This is a genomic window from Micromonospora trifolii, from assembly GCF_050516465.1.
Taxonomy (GTDB): Bacteria; Actinomycetota; Actinomycetes; order Mycobacteriales; family Micromonosporaceae; genus Micromonospora; species Micromonospora trifolii.
This window is the reverse complement of record NZ_CP191526.1, coordinates 2378566-2395317: the sequence shown is the minus strand read 5'-3', so window position 1 is coordinate 2395317 and position 16752 is coordinate 2378566. Positions and strand designations below refer to the sequence as shown.

At 69.0% G+C, this 16752-nt stretch carries 21 protein-coding genes and 1 pseudogene; 8 read left to right on the top strand and 14 right to left on the bottom strand.

The features are described from left to right. Positions 1-139 precede the first annotated feature (139 nt). The 3 genes from ACQRWP_RS11165 to ACQRWP_RS11155 all read right to left on the bottom strand — a co-directional run bounded on the left by ACQRWP_RS11165 (position 140) and on the right by ACQRWP_RS11155 (position 2907). The gene (locus ACQRWP_RS11165) at positions 140-916 is read right to left on the bottom strand and encodes a phosphotransferase (protein WP_430502161.1); all 777 of its coding nucleotides are present in this window, start codon (positions 914-916) and stop codon (positions 140-142) included. A 423-nt stretch (positions 917-1339) separates the two neighbouring features. Continuing rightward, a complete protein-coding gene (locus ACQRWP_RS11160; protein ID WP_430502160.1) occupies positions 1340-1807 on the bottom strand; it encodes an HNH endonuclease in 468 nt (155 codons plus the stop codon). Between the two features lie 134 nt (positions 1808-1941). After that, positions 1942-2907 carry a helix-turn-helix transcriptional regulator gene (locus ACQRWP_RS11155; protein ID WP_430502159.1) on the bottom strand — a complete coding sequence of 322 codons (966 nt, stop codon included), beginning with the start codon at positions 2905-2907 and terminating at the stop codon, positions 1942-1944. A 60-nt stretch (positions 2908-2967) separates the two neighbouring features. Between ACQRWP_RS11155 and ACQRWP_RS11150 the strand changes: the two genes are divergently transcribed. Then, on the top strand, positions 2968-3369 hold the full coding sequence (locus ACQRWP_RS11150) for a VOC family protein (RefSeq protein WP_430502158.1): 402 nt from the start codon (positions 2968-2970) through the stop codon (positions 3367-3369). A 213-nt stretch (positions 3370-3582) separates the two neighbouring features. Here ACQRWP_RS11150 and ACQRWP_RS11145 read toward each other — a convergent pair whose 3' ends face one another. Both ACQRWP_RS11145 and ACQRWP_RS11140 read right to left on the bottom strand, forming a co-directional pair. Beyond that, a complete protein-coding gene (locus ACQRWP_RS11145) occupies positions 3583-4197 on the bottom strand; it encodes a dihydrofolate reductase family protein (RefSeq protein WP_430502157.1) in 615 nt (204 codons plus the stop codon). Between the two features lie 63 nt (positions 4198-4260). Beyond that, entirely contained in the window at positions 4261-5100 is an 840-nt protein-coding gene (locus ACQRWP_RS11140) for a helix-turn-helix domain-containing protein (protein ID WP_430502156.1), read from the bottom strand. 375 nt (positions 5101-5475) lie between these two features. Between ACQRWP_RS11140 and ACQRWP_RS11135 the strand changes: the two genes are divergently transcribed. Further along, positions 5476-5661 carry a hypothetical protein gene (locus tag ACQRWP_RS11135; protein WP_430502155.1) on the top strand — a complete coding sequence of 62 codons (186 nt, stop codon included), beginning with the start codon at positions 5476-5478 and terminating at the stop codon, positions 5659-5661. A 209-nt stretch (positions 5662-5870) separates the two neighbouring features. Then, positions 5871-6263: a hypothetical protein gene (locus ACQRWP_RS11130; protein WP_430502154.1), complete on the top strand. Its 393-nt coding sequence runs from the start codon at positions 5871-5873 to the stop codon at positions 6261-6263. 88 nt (positions 6264-6351) lie between these two features. Here ACQRWP_RS11130 and ACQRWP_RS11125 read toward each other — a convergent pair whose 3' ends face one another. From ACQRWP_RS11125 to ACQRWP_RS11115, 3 genes are read right to left on the bottom strand one after another with little or no spacing between them, the layout of a single operon-like run. Continuing rightward, positions 6352-6912 carry a dihydrofolate reductase family protein gene (locus ACQRWP_RS11125; protein WP_430502153.1) on the bottom strand — a complete coding sequence of 187 codons (561 nt, stop codon included), beginning with the start codon at positions 6910-6912 and terminating at the stop codon, positions 6352-6354. A 4-nt stretch (positions 6913-6916) separates the two neighbouring features. Continuing rightward, positions 6917-7405, bottom strand: coding sequence for an SRPBCC family protein (locus ACQRWP_RS11120; RefSeq protein WP_430502152.1), 489 nt, complete (start codon positions 7403-7405; stop codon positions 6917-6919). After that, entirely contained in the window at positions 7405-7788 is a 384-nt protein-coding gene (locus tag ACQRWP_RS11115) for an ArsR/SmtB family transcription factor (protein ID WP_430502151.1), read from the bottom strand. The genes ACQRWP_RS11120 and ACQRWP_RS11115 overlap by 1 nt, the downstream gene beginning before the upstream one ends. A 166-nt stretch (positions 7789-7954) precedes the next feature. Here ACQRWP_RS11115 and ACQRWP_RS11110 point away from each other — a divergent pair, with 166 nt between their 5' ends. Then, entirely contained in the window at positions 7955-8917 is a 963-nt protein-coding gene (locus ACQRWP_RS11110; RefSeq protein WP_430502150.1) for a quinone oxidoreductase family protein, read from the top strand. Here the strand turns inward: ACQRWP_RS11110 and ACQRWP_RS11105 are convergent. The 4 genes from ACQRWP_RS11105 to ACQRWP_RS11090 form a co-directional block, all read right to left on the bottom strand. Continuing rightward, entirely contained in the window at positions 8869-10476 is a 1608-nt protein-coding gene (locus tag ACQRWP_RS11105) for a serine hydrolase domain-containing protein (RefSeq protein WP_430502149.1), read from the bottom strand. The genes ACQRWP_RS11110 and ACQRWP_RS11105 overlap by 49 nt on opposite strands. 28 nt (positions 10477-10504) lie before the next feature. Beyond that, on the bottom strand, positions 10505-10780 hold the full coding sequence (locus tag ACQRWP_RS11100) for a hypothetical protein (RefSeq protein ID WP_238678024.1): 276 nt from the start codon (positions 10778-10780) through the stop codon (positions 10505-10507). A 3-nt stretch (positions 10781-10783) separates the two neighbouring features. Continuing rightward, complete coding sequence (locus tag ACQRWP_RS11095) at positions 10784-11122, bottom strand: ArsR/SmtB family transcription factor (protein ID WP_430502148.1); 339 nt, start codon at positions 11120-11122, stop codon at positions 10784-10786. Positions 11123-11233: 111 nt separating this feature from the next. After that, positions 11234-12163 (bottom strand): LysR family transcriptional regulator, encoded by a 930-nt coding sequence (locus ACQRWP_RS11090; RefSeq protein ID WP_430502147.1) that lies wholly within the window; start codon positions 12161-12163, stop codon positions 11234-11236. A 126-nt stretch (positions 12164-12289) separates the two neighbouring features. On the opposite strand from ACQRWP_RS11090, the gene ACQRWP_RS11085 reads away from it, so the two are divergent. From ACQRWP_RS11085 to ACQRWP_RS11075, 3 genes and pseudogenes are all read left to right on the top strand, one after another. Next, complete coding sequence (locus ACQRWP_RS11085) at positions 12290-13543, top strand: MFS transporter (RefSeq protein WP_430502146.1); 1254 nt, start codon at positions 12290-12292, stop codon at positions 13541-13543. Further along, positions 13543-13806 (top strand): annotated as a pseudogene (locus ACQRWP_RS11080) (GNAT family N-acetyltransferase); the annotation flags it as partial. The gene ACQRWP_RS11085 and the pseudogene ACQRWP_RS11080, both read left to right, overlap by 1 nt. Before the next feature lie 64 nt (positions 13807-13870). After that, on the top strand, positions 13871-14113 hold the full coding sequence (locus tag ACQRWP_RS11075) for a GNAT family N-acetyltransferase (protein WP_430502145.1): 243 nt from the start codon (positions 13871-13873) through the stop codon (positions 14111-14113). A gap of 37 nt (positions 14114-14150) precedes the next feature. On the opposite strand, the gene ACQRWP_RS11070 is transcribed toward ACQRWP_RS11075, so the two are convergent. Both ACQRWP_RS11070 and ACQRWP_RS11065 read right to left on the bottom strand, forming a co-directional pair. Then, positions 14151-14891: an SDR family oxidoreductase gene (locus tag ACQRWP_RS11070; protein ID WP_430502144.1), complete on the bottom strand. Its 741-nt coding sequence runs from the start codon at positions 14889-14891 to the stop codon at positions 14151-14153. A gap of 136 nt (positions 14892-15027) precedes the next feature. After that, positions 15028-15810, bottom strand: coding sequence for an SDR family NAD(P)-dependent oxidoreductase (locus ACQRWP_RS11065; protein WP_430502143.1), 783 nt, complete (start codon positions 15808-15810; stop codon positions 15028-15030). A gap of 86 nt (positions 15811-15896) precedes the next feature. On the opposite strand from ACQRWP_RS11065, the gene ACQRWP_RS11060 reads away from it, so the two are divergent. Continuing rightward, positions 15897-16745, top strand: a complete 849-nt coding sequence (locus ACQRWP_RS11060; RefSeq protein WP_430502142.1) for a helix-turn-helix transcriptional regulator — start codon at positions 15897-15899, stop codon at positions 16743-16745. Positions 16746-16752 lie beyond the last annotated feature (7 nt).

The following is a 16752-nucleotide window of genomic DNA, read 5'->3' as shown; positions in this document are numbered from 1 at the left end:
GGATCGAACCCCCGCGATCTCGAAGAACTCGAAGTGGGTCTTCACGTTGCAACCGTAGGATGCCTGCGGGTTACCGTCAGTTCAGCGAGGGCGACTCGGCCACATTCTGTGTCACATCATTGGAAGGGCCCGATCTTCCTCAACCCTGCAGCTGATCCGCGTGCGCGGTGATCCACCTCGCGTCGCGTTGGTAGAGCCCGACGTGACCGCGAACGTTCTCCTGTCCCTGATCAGCCCGGGCCCTGGTGAACGCGGCGAGGTCGTGTAGTCGATGGACTGCGATCTGGAGGATGCGAGCCGGTTCTTGCTCCGAGCCGTAGGCGTCGCAGAGGACACGCAGCCGACGTGCCCGCTCGCCCAGGTCACTGTCGATGGCGTCGCCGTTGTCGGGATGGGCCAGCGGCACCAGCCGATAGGCAAGGTAGGCCAGATCCCACGACCGGGGACCCGGCGAGGCCGTGTCCCAGTCGATGACTCCGGTGAGCCGCCGGTCGGTGAAGACCATATTGTACGGCGCGAAGTCGTTGTGACAGATGACCTCAGCTGGCTGCCGCACCGGGGACTGCCATACTCCGCCGACGGTGTCGAAGCTCGCGCTGGCGTCGTGAAGTTGGGCGAGGTAGACACCGGCATCGGTGAGAACGTCCTCGCTCCAGATCCAGTCCGGCAACGGGTACTGCGGCGCAATACCCGGCAGGTACGAGACGCTGTCGCGTCCGTTCTCATCGGTTCCGAGCGACTGCGGAGCCCAGGTGACGCCGCGCTCACGCAGGTGTCGTAACAGGCGTTGAATCGTCAGGCTCCAAGCCCCGGCGGGCCGCCGGACAGTGGCACCGACCCGTGTCGCACCGCCCATGGTGCCGCCGGGTAGCGCTTCTTCCTGCTTGCTGAGCGCGTTCGCGTTGTGGTCGCTCATGCCCGACATCCTCAGCGAGCGAGGGCCTGCAAAGCCACTGGGTTCCGGGGGCGAGCTGGCCCGGAGGAACGGAGCCCGGGTTGCCAATTACGGGATTGTGATTACCGATAATCCGTTAAATAGCTAGGACAGAAGGTACGAAACGTACACGCACCATAATGACAGTTCCTGTGCGTAAGGAATCAGGATGTTGTGTTGACGACCCTGCACGGCTCTGGCGGCCAGCTCACGGGCTTACTCATCCGCTCCGAACGGAAGCGGTGACGTGACGGCACATCGGCTACGCCAGCGTGTTCACCGCAATGACCTTGGTGTGGTGGTTGGGCATCGCCATCGCCTCTGCCATCTGGGCCATCGACGTCGTCCTCGCCATCAAGGCGTACTGCTCAGCGAACTCGGCGTCCGAGACGGCGCCGTAAGCACTCAGTCCACCTGCCGCCCGTAAGCCGCCCGTGCTGCGGCAACCTCTGCGGCTTGGCGGACGCGCCACCTCCTCTGGGCCTCGCTGTTGCACACACGACACACCTTGCGGTAGCGGCCACTCGCGGGATCGATTTCACGCTCGTGCCCATGGCGGCAGCGCGGCTGCTGGGTGCGCTTGCGGCAGTTTTCGGCGTGTGTCACCTGCTGCAGATGAGTGGGTTCGATGCAGTCCGGCACGGCACAAAGGTGGTGCACGTCCAAACTCGGGTCGTAGCCACCCACGAAGACAACGTAGGCCGTGATGTGGGCCCAAGCCCTCCCGGCGACCTTCTGGTACACGCCCCGCTGGCTACCGTAGCCGCAGACGATCAGGCAGCCGTCGTCTCGACGAACAGAACGATCGATGAGGTGCGCCCGCAGAGTCTCCTCCGTGAAATGTCGGGACAAGCCCTTCACCTGCGACAGCATCTCACCAGGCTAGGTCAGTGCTCCGACATCTTCGACCTGCTGGTGCCCCGACCCGGCGGGCGCTCTGCCTGAGCAGGGCCGTGGCGACGGATGCCCCATGGTCGGGGTTGAGGAGGACACCTGGGTGTTGCTGGTCAGGACGTTGGCGACGGCGCATAGTGGTGGGCAAGGTCGGTGGCGAGGGCGCGGAGGTGAGCCCTGGCTTCGGTGGGGCCGTGCACGGTGATGGCGCTCCCGAAGGGCAGTAGTGCTCGCACGTCCTCTAGATGCAGGAAGCGGATTGTTACCTTGCGGCCGGTGGCGGATTCCTCATGGTCGTCCCGGACGAGTTGTAGGCCAAAGATCCGTTGCGCTCGCTCGATCTGCGTCTGGTCGATGGTGGCGCTGACCTCTATCCCGTGGTTGTGTTCCCACTGAGCAGTGAGCGCTGCAGCGACGGTGGCCAGGGTCTGGCTCTCGCGGAGCCGTCGTGGCTGGTCGACTTCTTCCCACGTCGTGATCCGTTCGAGTCGGTACATCCGTGGCACTCGGGCACAGTCGGCGACGAGGTACCAGATGCCAGCCTTGGCGAACAGCCCGTAGGGATCCACGACCAGGTCGCGTGGGCATGACTCGCGCGGGCTGTCGTACTCGATCCGTAGCCGGCGGCCTCGCCGCACTGCGCCGATCAGCGAAGCCGGAGTCGTGCCGGAAGCTCGTGCCTGACGCCAGGGACGGCTGTCCACGTGCACTACGTCGGTGAGCGGCAGGAGTTCATGAACTCGACGTGGCTGTGTAGCGGCGATCTTGGAGAGCGCGCGCTGGCTTTCGACCGATGCGTTGAGCTCCGCGCGTTGCTTCTCATCCAGTCCAATGAGCGAGAGATGATCACGCTCGCCAGGCGTGAGTCGCGTGAGGTCGAGCCCGGACCCGGGCAGCATGGTCACGCCGCCGAGGCGGCCCCGGTGCGCGGTCACCGGAAGGCCAGCATCGCGGAGCCAGTTCAGGTCTCGGGTGATGGTTCGAAGGGAAACCCCGAGCGTCGAGGCAAGTTCCTGTGTGGTCGCGCCATCCCTCGATTCGAGGAGCAGCATCAGGGTGAAGAAGCGGTCCGGGGTCACCCATCAAGTTTTTCAAGAAATTGCGACACGATGCGGCGCATATTCCGGTCAGGCTGGTGGATGCGTACCTACGACCTGTGCGAAGGAACAACCATGACCAGATCCGTCGTGTCCATCGTCTATGTGATCGACGCTCCCGCCGCAGCTCGTTTCTACGGCGACCTCCTCGGCCTGAGCCCTTCGTTCGAGACTCCGGGATACATCACCTTCGCCCTCGGGCCAGGCGCTGACCTCGGTCTGTGGTCTGGCCAGTTCGAGGATCTGTCGCCGGACGTCCCGCGTACCAGTGAGGTTTGCCTGGCCATCGGCGGTGGAGGACCCGACGAGGTCAACGCGATCTTCAAGCAGTGGCAGTACAAGGGGGTCACGATCCTGCACGAGCCGCACGATGCGGGGTTCGGGCTGACCTTCCTCGCAGCCGATCCTGACGGGAACCGTATCCGGGTCGCACCGAAGGGCTGAAAGGCCACAATGCGGCAGGCGCGCACGTCACGTGTCGCGCCTGCCGTTGTCTGCCTTCGAGAGGACCACGAGTGCCCCACGTCGACGGTGTACTTCTCGGAGGTGTACGTCTGCGGGCTACGGCGATCTTCTCGGGGGTCATCTTGTGGGGCCGGCCACCGTGGCGCGCAACAGATCAGCTACTGACATCCAGTGAGAGATGCGCGCTGATAGTCAGGTGAGAGGTCTCAGCGCTCGAGCGGAGCGCTCCTGGTGCACCCGGTAGCGCAGGTGAAGCACCCGGTTGCCCTGAATCACCATGTCAGGGTCCTCCAACAGGTGCTGCGCGTGGACCGACCCGAAGTAGCGCTTGCCGGACCCGAACACGACGGGTACGACGTCCATGCGCACCTCGTCGACGAGGCCGGCGGCAAGCACCTGGCCGCCGACGTCGCCGGCGGCGACCTCGACGATGCGGTCACCCGCGAGCTCCTGCGCCTTGGCCACGGCTGCCTCGACGCCGTCGACGAAGTGAAACGGCGCCTCGGGGTCCCAGCCCTCGGGCTTCGGCCGGTGCGTCACGACGACCACGTGGTCGATCCCGCTCGGAGGCTTCCCGTCCCAGCCGTCCGTCATGTCGAAGACGTGGCGGCCGGCGATCGTGACTCCGATCTGGTCCCAGTACGGCCGGGTGTAGTCGTAGGACGTCTGCGACACCTTCAGCACTGCGCTCTCGTCCAATGAGACGTCACCGCTGGACAGCCAGTCGAACAGCGGTCCGGGCTGGTCGTTCTCGTCCGCGATGAAGCCGTCCACCGACACCGAGCCGTACATGACCACCATGCCCACGGGGCTCTCCTCTGCTTTGGGGCCCCAAATTAGCGCGTCGTGAGCTGTCGCTCTTGTAAGAAATCAATCGGCCGGCAGCGGCCAGCCGTCCAGCGCGTGGCCGGGATGTTCGCGCAGGAACCGCCGCCGGACTTCGAGGTACCGGGTCGGCGTGAGCCCGGTGAACGCCCGGAACTCGTGGCCGAAGTGGGCCTGGTCGAAGTAGCCCGCGCCACCGGCGAGGTCGGCCCAGTCGATCGGATCGGCGGGGTTGATCGCGAACACGGTGGCGACGAAGCGGTAGGAGCGGGCCAGCCTCTTCGGCGTGACGCCGATGAGCTCCTTGAACCGCTGCGCCAGATGAGTGCTGCTGACACCGGCTGAAACCCTCAGGTCGTCGATAGCCACCGCCCCGCTGGTCGCGGCGATGACGCTGCTCGTATGGCGGACCATCCCCAGGCCGGCGATCTCGCAGAGCCGGCGCATCAGCTCGTCCTCGAGCAGCGTCAACATCTTGTGAGGTCTCTCGGCCGTGGCCAGCCGGTCTCGCAGCTCCGCGATGGCGGGTCGACCCCAGACCTGCTCCACCGTCACCGGCCGGTCACACAGCTCGGCCGCGGGCATCGGCAGGAACGGCGCAAGCCCCCACGGCTTGAAGTGCACGCCAACGGACCGGGTTCGGAGTGGGTAGCCGAACTCCCACGCGCGGGTGGGCGTGGTGACCACGCAGCCGTCGGCGTACTCGGCCGTCTCGATGTCGGTGCCGACGCGGATGCGGAACGGCTCCCCGAGGTTGACGATGAGCAACGCCGCCGGACTCGCCGGCAGCGTCAGCCGGGCGTACGGCGGCGCACCCTCCAGGTAGTAGAGGTCGTCGATCAGCCCGTCCAGCGGCGGTCGCGGCACTCTGGACACGTACTCCACGCCCACAGTATCGCCGGCATCGCGCGCCGGGATGGTCCAGCCACGCTGCCGCCAGCATCGAGCCCGCGCCGATCCCGGCCGCGGACACCTGCGTGGGAGCGGCAACCGCAGTGCTTCTGATGCTCCGGACCGGCGGGCGGTCGCGGGGAAACTGGTCACCCCAGAACGATCACCACGAGCGGCCGTGCGCGGCGCGGGCCTGGGCTACCTCGGCGGCCTCGCGTTCACGCCAGCGGCGCTGAGCCTCCCGATTGCACGTCCGGCAGACCCGACGGTACCGGCCGGTGGCCGGGTCGAGCTCACGGTCGTGGCCGTTGCGGCACTGTGCGGCTGGTTCCGGTTGCGGCAGGCCTCGGTCCGGCTGAGCTGGCGCAGATGCGTCGGCTCGATGCAGTCGGCGGCGCCGCAGGTCTGGTCGACGTCGAGGGCGGGGTCGTACCCGCCGACGAGGACAACGTACGCGGCGATGTGCGCCCCCGCGCGACCGGCAACCTTCTGGTGCACCCCGCGTCGCCGCCCGTAACCTTCGATGACGAGGCAGCCGTTCCCGGTGCGGTGTGAGCGCTCCAGCAGGTAGGCGCGCAGCGACTCCTCGGTGTGGTACCGCGACAGACCCTTCACGACCGAGAGCACAGTGCCACCGTACCCACGTCACGCAGCGTCGTCGAACGACGCCGGACACGCCGGCGTGCCTGCTCGGCGAATGGTCGCGCGCCCCGGCCGGAAGCCGGAAGTGATGTCCACACCAGAGCTGCCGTAACGTCGCCGGGGTGGGTCTGCTGTTGGTGCTGCGCGCTCCGCTGCCGCGTCCGAAGAGCCTGCGTCGGGCTACCCGAGCGCAGCGGCGGGAGCGCTATCGCGCCGACGCCGAAGAGTGGGCCACGGCGCGGGAGCGCGGTTTGCTGCTCGACGTGCCGGTGGAGGAGTGGCTGCCGTTGCTGAACGCGGCCGGCGGTAACCGACTTCCGATCTTGGGTCAGCTCGACCCGTGGTCAGATGGCGTACTCGTTCATGAGGATCTGCCGCAGCTCGATGCTGACGTCGACCGTCTGGGGGCGGCGGCGGCTGACGACGCGGAGCGGGGGCTGGTGGCGGCGCTGAAGGCGTTGCTGGCGCGGTGGCGTGACGAGCCTGGCCTGACGCTGCACTGGTATGGAGACTGACGGAAGATGCGAAAGATCGCGCAGAGCGAGCTGGGCACCCCATCGGCGTCACCGACACCCTCCGAGGTCGGTGACGCCGACGACCGTCTCAGGTGCGGATGCGGTAGTGCAGGGACACCACACCGCTGCTGAATCGGCGATTGCTCAGTAGCTCCAGGCCAACGCGAGTGTCGCTGGGCAGCCCGGGCTTGCCTCCGCCGGTGAGGACGGGGTGGATCAGCAGGTGGCACTCGTCGACCAGCCCGGCCCGGAATGCCTGCGCCGCGAGGTGTGCGCCCCCGATGGTGAGGTCACTGGTGGCCGAGGCTTTCATGGCGCGCACCGAGGCGGAGTCGAAGCTCCTTTCGAGCCGGGTCTTGGCGGTCGAGGTCGCGTCCAGCGTGGTGGAGTAGACGACCTTGGCCGCTGCCTGCCAGACGTCGGCGAAGTCGGCCGTGAGCTTCGACTGCGAGGCCAGGGCGGGTTCGGTCTCCCAGAGGGCCATCGACTCGTACAGACGCCGGCCGTAGAGGTAGGTGCCCATGGGCCGAACCAGGTCGGTGATGAACGCGAGGTACTCGTCGTCGGGTGGGGTCCAGTCGAATCTGCCGTGTTCGTCCTCGATGTAACCGTCGAGGGACACGTTCGTTACGTAGATCAGCTTGGCCATGGCGCTACACCTCGACGTCGACTGCGACGGGGTGGGCATTCCTCAGTGTGGCGTCCAATTTGGAGAAGGCCTCGCTCCAACCCTGGCTGGCGGGAGCGGCCAGCTGCTCGGGGAGCCACTGACGGATCTCGAGTCGCGTCCGTCCATCGGCCTCGTCGTGGAACTCGACCCGCATCCTTGTCTCGTGCGGCTCGATTCCGTCCGGCAGCTGCCCGGTGACGTGCGCGATCCCGTCGAGCAGTTCGCCGTCGACGACGTCGGTGAGGTCGATGTGGACCTCGACTCGAAGGCCGGGTTGGGTCGGGAAGACCTCGGTCCACCGCTGGTAGCCGCCAGGGCGGACGTCGAATTCCATCTCCTCGCGGGGCAGCGAGTTGCCGATCGGCCCCCACCATGCCGCCAGGTGGTCCGGATCGGTGAAAGCTCGGTAGACCAATTCCCGTGGCGCGTCCACCACGCGTGAGATGACGATTGGCGGCTTGTCGCTTTCCATCAATTCTCCTTCTCGTTTGCCCTGTTCGGGGATTCCCTGTCGGAAGTCGCCGGGCCGTGTGTCGTTCGGTCCGTTGCGCGACCGGCGGCCTGGACGGCCGCGAGGTGGGCGTCGAGGCGGGTGAGGGACGTGTCCCAGAACCGCCGGTAGCGCTCGATCCACTCGGCCGCTTCGCGCAGCGGGGCGGCTTCGATGCGACTCATCCGCAACTTCCCCGACCGGGTGCGTGAGATGAGCCCGGCGCGCTCAAGCGCTTTCAGGTGCCGCGACACCGCCGGCATCGAGATCGGCAGCGGAGCGGTGAGCTCGGTGACCGTGGCGTCGCGATCGGCCAGCTCGGCGAGGATCGCCCGTCGAGTCGGGTCGGCGAGCGCCGAGAACACCGCGCTGAGTTGATCGCTGCCAGACACCAGAGCCTCCAGTCACTTAACCAACACGTTAAATGTAGTGCCGGATGAACGTGTGTCAACACGCCGAGACATCGCGGTGACCATCGCGGGTAAACGCAGCGCGTCGACCGAAACCTCGACCTAGCTGAGGAGCGCGCCAGTGACGTCGTCCGACTCCACCATGAGAGCTGCGGCGCTACGCCGGTACGGCGTTCCGGAGTACGACACCTTTCCTGTTCCGCGCGCCGCGCCTCCGGAGACGGATGTGGTGCGTGTCCTGGCTGCCGCCGTCAACGGCGTGGACCGTGCGATCGCCGCCGGGAAACACTTCCTCAGCCCGCCGCAGCTACCGGTGGTGGTCGGCAGGGATGGTGTCGGCACCACGACGGACGGAAGGTTGGTCTACTTCGACGGCCCGGTCGCGCCCTACGGGTCGATGGCCGAACAGACTCTCGTGCCGACTGGCAGCCTCATCGAGGTGCCCGCCGGCGCCGACGCGGCAGTGGCCGCGGCGTTGGGTAACGCCGGACTCGCGGCGTGGCTCCCGCTGTCCTGGCGCGCGAGCTTGCAGCCGGGCGAGACTGTCGCGGTTCTGGGTGCCGCCGGTTATGTGGGATCCCTCGCCGTGCAGGCGGCCCGGCACCTCGGCGCCGGCGCCGTCATCGGCGTTGTCCGCGATGCCGCACAGGCGGAGCAGGTGTTGCGGTTGGGAGCGGACCAGGCTGTCATGACGTCCGGTGATCGCGATCTGCCCGACGAGTTGCGGCGGGCCGCAGGCGGCGGCCTCGATGTCATCGTCGACTACCTGTGGGGGCCGGCCGCCGTGGCCGCGCTGTCCTCTGCCGCCACCGGTGCTCGGCTGGTGCAGGTCGGCACCGCCTCGGACAGTGAGCTGGCGCTGCCGGCAGAGGTCCTGCGCAGTCGCAACGTCGACCTGCGGGGCTATGTCAGCTTCCATGCTCCTGCGTCGCTACGGGCCAAGACCTACCAGCACCTGGTGGAGTTGTCGATGCGCGGCGAACTGGAGGTCGGGGTCGAACGTTTTCCGCTCACCGCGATCGACGCGGCGTGGAGTTACCGGTCCGACAGGCCCGCCCGACGTCCCGTGGTGGTGATGGGGTAGTCGTCGCGCGCTCGTGCCGGGGGCAAGGTCGGCGGGTGGGCCGTGAGCATGGCGTGCACGCCCAGGCCCAGCCGGGTCAGCGCGAGTGCGACCGCCAGGACGACCACGACGCGAATACCGTGACCGACGTCCGGTGCCCACAACTGGAGTTTGGCCAGCCCGGCGCCCTCCCAGAAGGCCGGCACCTGCCAGGCGACGGCGACGGCCACCAGCGCGCAGGCACCGATCCAGGTGGTGGTGGTGGCGACCGCTCGGCCACGGGAACGGCCCGGCGGGACGCGGTCGCCCCGGCGCCTGCGGAGGACGCGAGCCCAGGACCAGGCCAGCAGGGTGAGCAGCACCGCGGCGACCCCGAGCAGGCCCACCAGAGCCCAGACCTGCATCGGGTCTTCGGTGGCGGTCGCGGGTGAGCCGCCGTGCAGGATGCGGGCGAGGTTGAACGCCCCGGCGCTGAGCGGTGCGTCCATGTGCAGGCCGTAGATGTTGACCATGATGATCACGGCGAGGTTCGAGTCGGGTGCCAGCACGATGTGGGTGAAGAAGTCCGGGGTCGCGCCGGCGTGCCAGACGATGCGGGTGCCGACGCCGTCCAGGGTGCTGTTCTTCCAACCGAACCCGTAGGTGCCGTGACCGGTGGCCACGGTGCCGGTGTGCAGCTGCCGCGTGCCCTGCGGTCCGAGGATTTGGGTGTCGCCGTAGCGGCCGCCGCTGAGCTGCGCGATGGCGTAGTGGGACAGGTCGTCGAGACTGGCGGCGAGGAAGCCGTAGGGCACTCCGGCGGTGTCGAACGGCGCGGCGAAACGCTGCGGCCGGCCGAAGTAGTACCGGTGCCCGGCCGGAATGCCGACAGCCTGGGCCTCGTCGGCGGTGGCTGCGGAGTGCGTCATCTGTAGCGGGTCCAGCACGTGACGGCGTAGGTAGCCGCCGAAGGTGTCGCCGGTGACGTTCTCGACGAGCGCGCCGAGGATCATGTAGTTGGCGTCGCTGTACTGATAGGTCTGTCCGACGGCGGTGGTGGGCCGCACGCTGGCCAGGTCCCGTACGGATCGGGCCAGCGCGCCGGGGCGGTTGTCGTAGCGGTCGGTCAGGTCGGTGCTCCACACCTGCGGTAGGCCGCTGGTGTGGGTGAGCAGTTGGCGGACGGTGACAGTCCGGGCAGGGTCCGCGCCGCCCAGCCGCAGCCACGGGAGGTACGTGGACGCGGTGGTGTCGAGGTCGACCCGGCCGGCCTCGACCAGTTGCGCCACCGCCAGCGCGGTGAACGACTTGCTCGTGGACCCGAGCAGGAACGGGGTCTGCGTGGTGATCGGTCGGCCGGCACCGTCGACGCCCCAGGCGCCGCGCTGGAGGACCTCGTCGCCGCGAATGACCGCGTACGCCAGCCCGGGTGCCTTGATCTGCTTCAGGTACGTGCGCAGGTAGCGTTCGCTGGCGGCGAGGTCGTCGACAGCCGCGGAGCTGGCCGCGACCGGGGCGGCCAGCGTGGCCGTCACCATCAGGCAGCCGGCCACGGCGATGAGCCGTCGGGTCTGCGTCAGCGCGTCAGTCCAGGTGCTCATGTGGCGCGTCCTCCCCGTCGGTGGGCCGTCAGCCGATCTGACTCAGCAGCTTCTCGAGTGCGGCCAGGCGCTGCCGAACCTCGCCGAGCTCGTCCCGCATGCCCTTGATCTCGTCCGCCGTGGCCTGGGCGCCGGTGGCGCTGCGCTCGGCCAGCACCCGGTAGCCCTCCTCCCGAGCCGCCGCGTACCGGGCGCGGTAGATGCCGGTCCCGATGAGACCGGCGACCACGATCACCGCCGTCACGATCACCGCCGCGGCGATGGTGGAGGTCTGCGCGATGTCCAACGCCACCTGATGGGTCATTGCTCATTTCTCCTGTTCTGCGGCCGGCCCCGAGCCGGTCAGGCTCTGTGCGGCCAGCGCGATCGCGTCCAGGTCCAGGGCCACCGTGAACGGCACCGCCTGGACGTACTTCACCGAGCTGCCGTCTGGTGCAGTCACCAGCTCGCCGGTCACCAGGCCGGCCGCTTCCAATTTCTGTAGGTGCATGTAGAGCAGCGGCCGGTTCATCTGTAGCTGCCGCGCCAACTCGCTGACGTAGGTCCGCTGTCGGGCCACGGCGGCCAGGATTCGCAGCCGGTGCGGGCTGGCCAGTGCGGCCAGCAGCGACACGAGTTCGTCACCGGTTGGCGAGGTGCCGCTCATCCTGGTTTCCCTTCTCAATGAAGGTGTCAGATTTCTCTGACGCCCCCCGTCAGGTAAGTCTGACAGGGGAGGGCCACAGGTGTCAACGGACGCCGTGGCGCGCGCAGATCTCTAACCCCAGGGCGGTAGCCAGACCTCGATGTCGGGTGCCTGTGCTCGCCGGGAGGCGAGGTAGTCGCGCAGTGCCCGCAGCGCGGGGTGCGGGTTGTCGTCGCGCCAGATGAGTGACATGGGGTAGATGGGCGCCGGGTCGCGCACCGGTACGCGCCGCAGGTCGTAGCTGTCCGGCCACAGGTACCGGGTCCGAACGCCCGCGAGGGTCGCCAGCTCCGCGGAGTCGGCGATCTCGGCCAGCAGCGCCTCGTTACCGAAGACCGGCCCGACCAGGTCGATGGTGAGGCCGAACGCGGCGGCGAGTTCGTCGTAGTAGTCGGCCCATTCGGTGCCGGGGGCCATGCCGGGCATCCAGATCCGGTGCTCGGCGAGTTGAGCGGGCGTGACGGTGCGGGCGTTGGCGAGCGCGTGGCGGGGGCCGACGAGCAGCTCGTGGTGCTCGTCGATCACGCGCGTGGTTCTGATCGCGGCGGGCAGGTGACGCGCGGCGACGGTGACGGCGTGGAAGGTCGCGTCGACCGTCCCCGCCTCGACGGCGGCCATCGCGGCGTGGACGTCGGCGTCGAGGGTGACGACGTCCAGCTCGATGCGGGGATGCGCGCGGTGGAAGTCCTGCAACAGCACCGCCGGTGCGATCCGTCGGCTGTGCACGTCGACGCGCAGTGCCCGTCGGCCGGGGCGTACGGAAGCGTCGGCGCGCGCCTCGGCCCGGAGCAGTTCACGGGCGTGCGGCAGGAAGGTCTGACCGTCGACGGTGAGGTGGGTGCCGCGCGCCGTGCGGGTGAACAGCCGCACCCCGAGGTCCTTCTCCAGTGCGGCGATGCGCTTGGAGACGGCCTGCTGGGTGATCGACAGCGCGGCGGCGGCGTTCTGGAACTGGCCGGCGTCGACGGCGGCGACGAAGGTGCGGACGGCGTCGAGATTCACCCGGCAACCCTACTGATACAACGTCTGGTTGTGGCTCGCCGCTCACGCGGTTGTTTGATCCCGGGTGAGCGGCGTTGCTTTGATCCTCACGGTCAACGTTGAGTTGTTGAGGCGGGAGGTGCGGGCTTGTCCGCGACGCGATCCCTGGGACGGCGGTTCGGCTGGTTGTGGACGTCGTACGCGGTCAGCGCCTACGGCTCGGGGCTGGGTTTCGGGGCGTTGCCGTTGATCGCCGTGCTGGTGTTGCAGGCCAGCCCCGCACAGGTGTCCGTGTTGGCCGCGCTGGGGCCGGCGGTGGGCGCGCTGTTCGCGTTGCCGCTCGGGCCATGGGTGGAGTTCCACCGCAAGCGGCGGGTGATGATCGCGATGGACCTCGCCCGGTTCGCGGTCCTGCTGACGATCCCCGTCGCGTACGCCCTCGGCCGGCTCAGCTTCGGGCAGTTGCTGGTCGTCTCGGCAGTGGCCGCCACCGCCAAGATCGCCTTCAACGCGGCCAGCGGCGCCTTCCTCAAGGCCCTCGTCCGGCCGGACGACCTGCTGGTGGCGAACGCGCGGTTCGAGTCGACGACCTGGAGCGCGATCGCGTTCGGACCGCCGCTGGGCGGGGCAGCGGTGGGCCTGTTCGGGCCGGTCGTCACCATCGTGGCCGACGCGCTCAGCTACCTGCTCTCCGCGCTGGGCCTCACCGCCATTCGCGGGCACGAGGACCACCCCCGGCGCACCGGCGCAGGCCGGGTCCGGGGCGGTGAGCTGCTCGACGGCTGGCGGCACCTGCTCACCCACCCCGGCCTGCGGGCGCTCTACCTCAACCAGCTGCTCGTCGGCGGGCTGATCATGGCCACCGAGCCGCTGTTGGCCGTGCTCCTGCTCGGCGAGCTGGGCTTTCCGCCCTGGCAGTACGGCCTCGCCTTCGCCGTGCCCTGCGTCGGCGGGCTCATCGGATCACGCCTGGCCCGTCGGGTCGTGGCGCGCTACGGCCAACACCGGATCATCCGCACCGTGGGCACGCTGCGCGCGATCTGGCTGATCGGCCTCGCCTTCGTCCAACCCGGCGTGCTCGGTCTCGCCACGGTGATCGCCGTCGAGTTCGCGATCATCATCAGCATGAGCCTGTACAACCCGGTGCTCGCCACCTACCGCCTTCAACAGACTCCAAAGGATCGCATCGTCCGTACTCTCTCTGCCTGGTCGATAGGCAGCAGCGCGAGCATCGCCGCCCTCAGCGCGCTCGGCGGGCTGCTCGCGCAGGCCACCAGCCCTCGCACGGCGATCACGGTCGCGGGGCTGGTGATCTTCGCGAGCCCGCTGCTGCTGCCCCGCCGCCCGGACACCGATCGACCGGCACCGGAGCGATCCGCGCGGGTCTCTACGATCGCGTGATGTTCCAGCCGACCTACCCGATCCGGACCGCGCGGCTCGCCCTGCGCCCGGTCACGATCGACGACCTCGACGACGTGTACGCGTTTCAGCGTCGACCCGACGTCGTGCGCTGGATGCTCGGCGCCGAGCCGCGTACCCGTGAGCAGTCGCGGGTGTCGGTGCTCGCCATGGCGGGCGAGGACGCGTGGCGCGCGGAGGGTGACTGCCTGACGGTGGCCGTGGTCACCGACGCCGGGGTGATCGGGATCGTGGAGTTGGTGTGGCGCAGCCAGCTCGACCGTACCGCCGAACTCGGGTTCGTCTTCCACCCCGACCAGCGGTCGCGGGTTGGCCACGGAGGCCGCCACCGCGGTGCTGGCGTGGGGGTTCGCCGAGTTCGGGCTGCACCGGGTCTACGGCCGGTGCCACGGTCGCAACGCCGCGTCGGCAAGGATGATGGCGCGACTCGGCATGCGGCAGGAGGCCCACCATGTCGAGAGTTACCTGTTCAAGGGGGAGTGGGCCGACCAGCTCGTCTTCGCGATCCTGGCGCACGAGTGGCGGGCCGGGACCCGCACGCCGCCGTCGTGATCGTCTGCCACGGCGACGTGCGGATCAGGTGGACACCTCAGGCTTGGCGGCCGAGCCACTCCCGGTAGGCGGTGGGCGCGATGACGGCGTCGTCGCCTGCGATGAGGACATCGCCGGACATGGCGGCGAACATGCCGGCGCCGTTGTCGGTGGTGACGGTGCGCTGGTCACCGCGGGCGGCGAGGGTGATCCGCCCCAGCTCGTCGAGGGCGAAGACGTCGGGCCCGGCGACGTTGCGGATGCCCTGCAACGGCGCGCCCATGCTGACCTCGGCGACGGCCTGCGCCACGTCGGCGGCGGCCATCGGCTGCACCGGCGTGCTGGGCAGGCGGACGGTGGTGTCGTCGGCCGTCCAGGACAGGATCGCCTCGACGAACTCGAAGAACTGGGTGGCGCGGACGATCGAGTACGGAATCGGACCGGCCGTGAGGATCTCCTCCTGGAGGGTCTTGGCGCGGTAGTAGTCCAGGTCGGGCACCTGGTCGACGCCGACGATGGAGAGGATCACCGCGTGGCCGACGCCCGCGCGAGCGGCGGCGGCCAGCAGGTTGTCCATGGTCGTCTGGAAGAAGGCGGGCGAGGCCTCGTCGAAGGTCGGCGAGTTCGTCAGGTTGACGACGACCTCGGCACCGGAGAGCCCGTCGGACAGGCCCTGCCCGGTGAGCAGGTCCACCCCGGTGGACGGCGAGAGCGGCACCGCCTCGTGCCCTGCGGCCTGCAAGATCTTGACGACCTGTGACCCGATGAGACCGGTTCCGCCCAGTACGGCGATCTTCATGCCCATGCACCTTCCCGTGACTGTGTGGTCGTTTGTCCGGCTGCTGAACGCCCGCCGATACTCGGACCTCTTCTGTCCGAGAACTGTACCCGGACACAATGAGTCCGAGTATCGGGGATGACTCGGCCCACTCTTCTCAGGCGCCGGCGCCGCCGTCGACCGGCACGATCGCGCCGGTCACCATCGAGGCGCGGTCGCTGAGCAGCCAGGCGGCCGCCTCGGCGACCTCGCGGGGCTCGGCCATCCGGCCGAGCGGGGTCGCCGCGCTGCTGGCCTCGATGATGCCGGGGCTGGTCGCCTCCCACTCCTGCATCATCTCGGTGAGGGTGCCGCCGGGAGTGATGCCGTTGACCCGGATGCCGTCGGATGCCCAGGTCACCGCAGCGGTCTCGGTGATGCTGTTGAGCGCGCGCTTCATGGCACCGTAGGCGGGCAGGGCGGGGTTCGCGCGGCGGCTGCCGATGCTGGAGGTGTTGACGATCGCCCCGCCGCCGGTGCGGCGCATCAGCGCGGCCTCGGCGTTCATGGCGGTCCAGTGAGCGAGGAAGTTGACGGCGAATTGTTCCTCGATGTCCTCGTCGCTGGTGGTGTCGAGCGGGCCGACCTGCCGCTGGACGACCCCGCCGTTGTTGAAGGCGCCATCGAGCCGCCCGTGCAGTTGCTCGACCCGGTCGACGGCGGCACGGACGCTCGCCCGGTCGGCCAGGTCCAGGGCGACCGCGTCGGCGACACCGCCGCCGGCGCGGATCTCGGTCACGATGATGTCCAGGGCGGTGGTGCTGCGGGCGGCGAGCACGACGGCCGCGCCCTCGGCGGCGAAGAGCCGGGCGGCGGCCGCGCCGATGCCGCGGCTGGCGCCGGTTATGAGGACGACCTTGCCGCTGAGCAGGCCGCCGGGTGTGTGCGTGTTGTTCGTCATGACCACCAGCCTCATGCCTGCGCTGAGCCGCATACAGGCACAGGCTGTACCAGGATCCGTCGCTACGCCGAGCGCACAATTGGCACATGGACAAGCAGGAACTCGGGGCGTTTCTCCGCAGCCGCCGCGAGCGGCTGCGCCCGCAGGACGTCGGCCTCCCGTCCGGCCCGCGACGCCGGACGCCAGGTCTTCGCCGCGAGGAAGTGGCGGTCCTCGCGCATATCTCCACGGAGTACTACGTCCGACTCGAGCAGGGCAGGGCACCACGGCCGTCGGGTGACGTACTGGCCGGAATCGCCGGCGTGCTGCGGCTCACCGACGCCGAGTCCGGCCACCTCCACGTCCTGGCGGGTACCGCGCCGAGCCGTACCGGACTGCACCGGCGCGACGTCCGCCCCAGCATCCTCACCCTGCTTCAGCGACTGCCGCAGACGGCGGGCTTCGTGATGTCCGCCGCGTTCGAGGTCCTCGCCTGGAACGACCTCGCCGCCGCGCTCATGGAGGACTTCGCCCCGCTCACCCCCCAGGACCGCAACCTCGCCCGCCGAGCCTTCCCCGGGCAGCACCCCGATGCGAGGCTGTACGGGGTCTCCGACGCCGCCGAGTTCCGGCTCAGCGTCGTGATGCAGCTCCACGCCACCCTCGCCCGCTACCCGACAGATCCCGAGATCACCGGCCTCGTCGACGACCTCCGCACCACGAACCCCGACTTCACCCGGCTCTGGGAACGGCGCGACGTACAGGCCCCGCCGATGCTCACCAAGACCTTCCGCCACCCGACCGTCGGGGAGGTCACCGTCGACTGCGACACACTCACCCTCACCGACCGTGACCAGTACCTTGTGCTCTTCACCGCACCGCCGGGATCCCCCGGCGCCGAGGCGCTGGCCCTTCTGAACGTCCTGGGAGCGCAGGCCAGTGACTACGCGCGGTAGCGCCACG

Bases quoted from the DNA above. Each gene is read 5' to 3' on its own strand.
- ACQRWP_RS11165 (WP_430502161.1), bottom strand. From the start codon at position 916: ATGAGCGACCACAACGCGAACGCGCTCAGCAAGCAGGAAGAAGCGCTA.
- ACQRWP_RS11160 (WP_430502160.1), bottom strand. From the start codon at position 1,807: ATGCTGTCGCAGGTGAAGGGCTTGTCCCGACATTTCACGGAGGAGACT.
- ACQRWP_RS11150 (WP_430502158.1), top strand. From the start codon at position 2,968: ATGCGTACCTACGACCTGTGCGAAGGAACAACCATGACCAGATCCGTC.
- ACQRWP_RS11135 (WP_430502155.1), top strand. From the start codon at position 5,476: ATGCGTCGGCTCGATGCAGTCGGCGGCGCCGCAGGTCTGGTCGACGTC.
- ACQRWP_RS11125 (WP_430502153.1), bottom strand. From the start codon at position 6,912: ATGGCCAAGCTGATCTACGTAACGAACGTGTCCCTCGACGGTTACATC.
- ACQRWP_RS11120 (WP_430502152.1), bottom strand. From the start codon at position 7,405: ATGGAAAGCGACAAGCCGCCAATCGTCATCTCACGCGTGGTGGACGCG.
- ACQRWP_RS11105 (WP_430502149.1), bottom strand. From the start codon at position 10,476: ATGAGCACCTGGACTGACGCGCTGACGCAGACCCGACGGCTCATCGCC.
- ACQRWP_RS11100 (WP_238678024.1), bottom strand. From the start codon at position 10,780: ATGACCCATCAGGTGGCGTTGGACATCGCGCAGACCTCCACCATCGCC.
- ACQRWP_RS11095 (WP_430502148.1), bottom strand. From the start codon at position 11,122: ATGAGCGGCACCTCGCCAACCGGTGACGAACTCGTGTCGCTGCTGGCC.
- ACQRWP_RS11070 (WP_430502144.1), bottom strand. From the start codon at position 14,891: ATGAAGATCGCCGTACTGGGCGGAACCGGTCTCATCGGGTCACAGGTC.
- ACQRWP_RS11065 (WP_430502143.1), bottom strand. From the start codon at position 15,810: ATGACGAACAACACGCACACACCCGGCGGCCTGCTCAGCGGCAAGGTC.
- ACQRWP_RS11060 (WP_430502142.1), top strand. From the start codon at position 15,897: ATGGACAAGCAGGAACTCGGGGCGTTTCTCCGCAGCCGCCGCGAGCGG.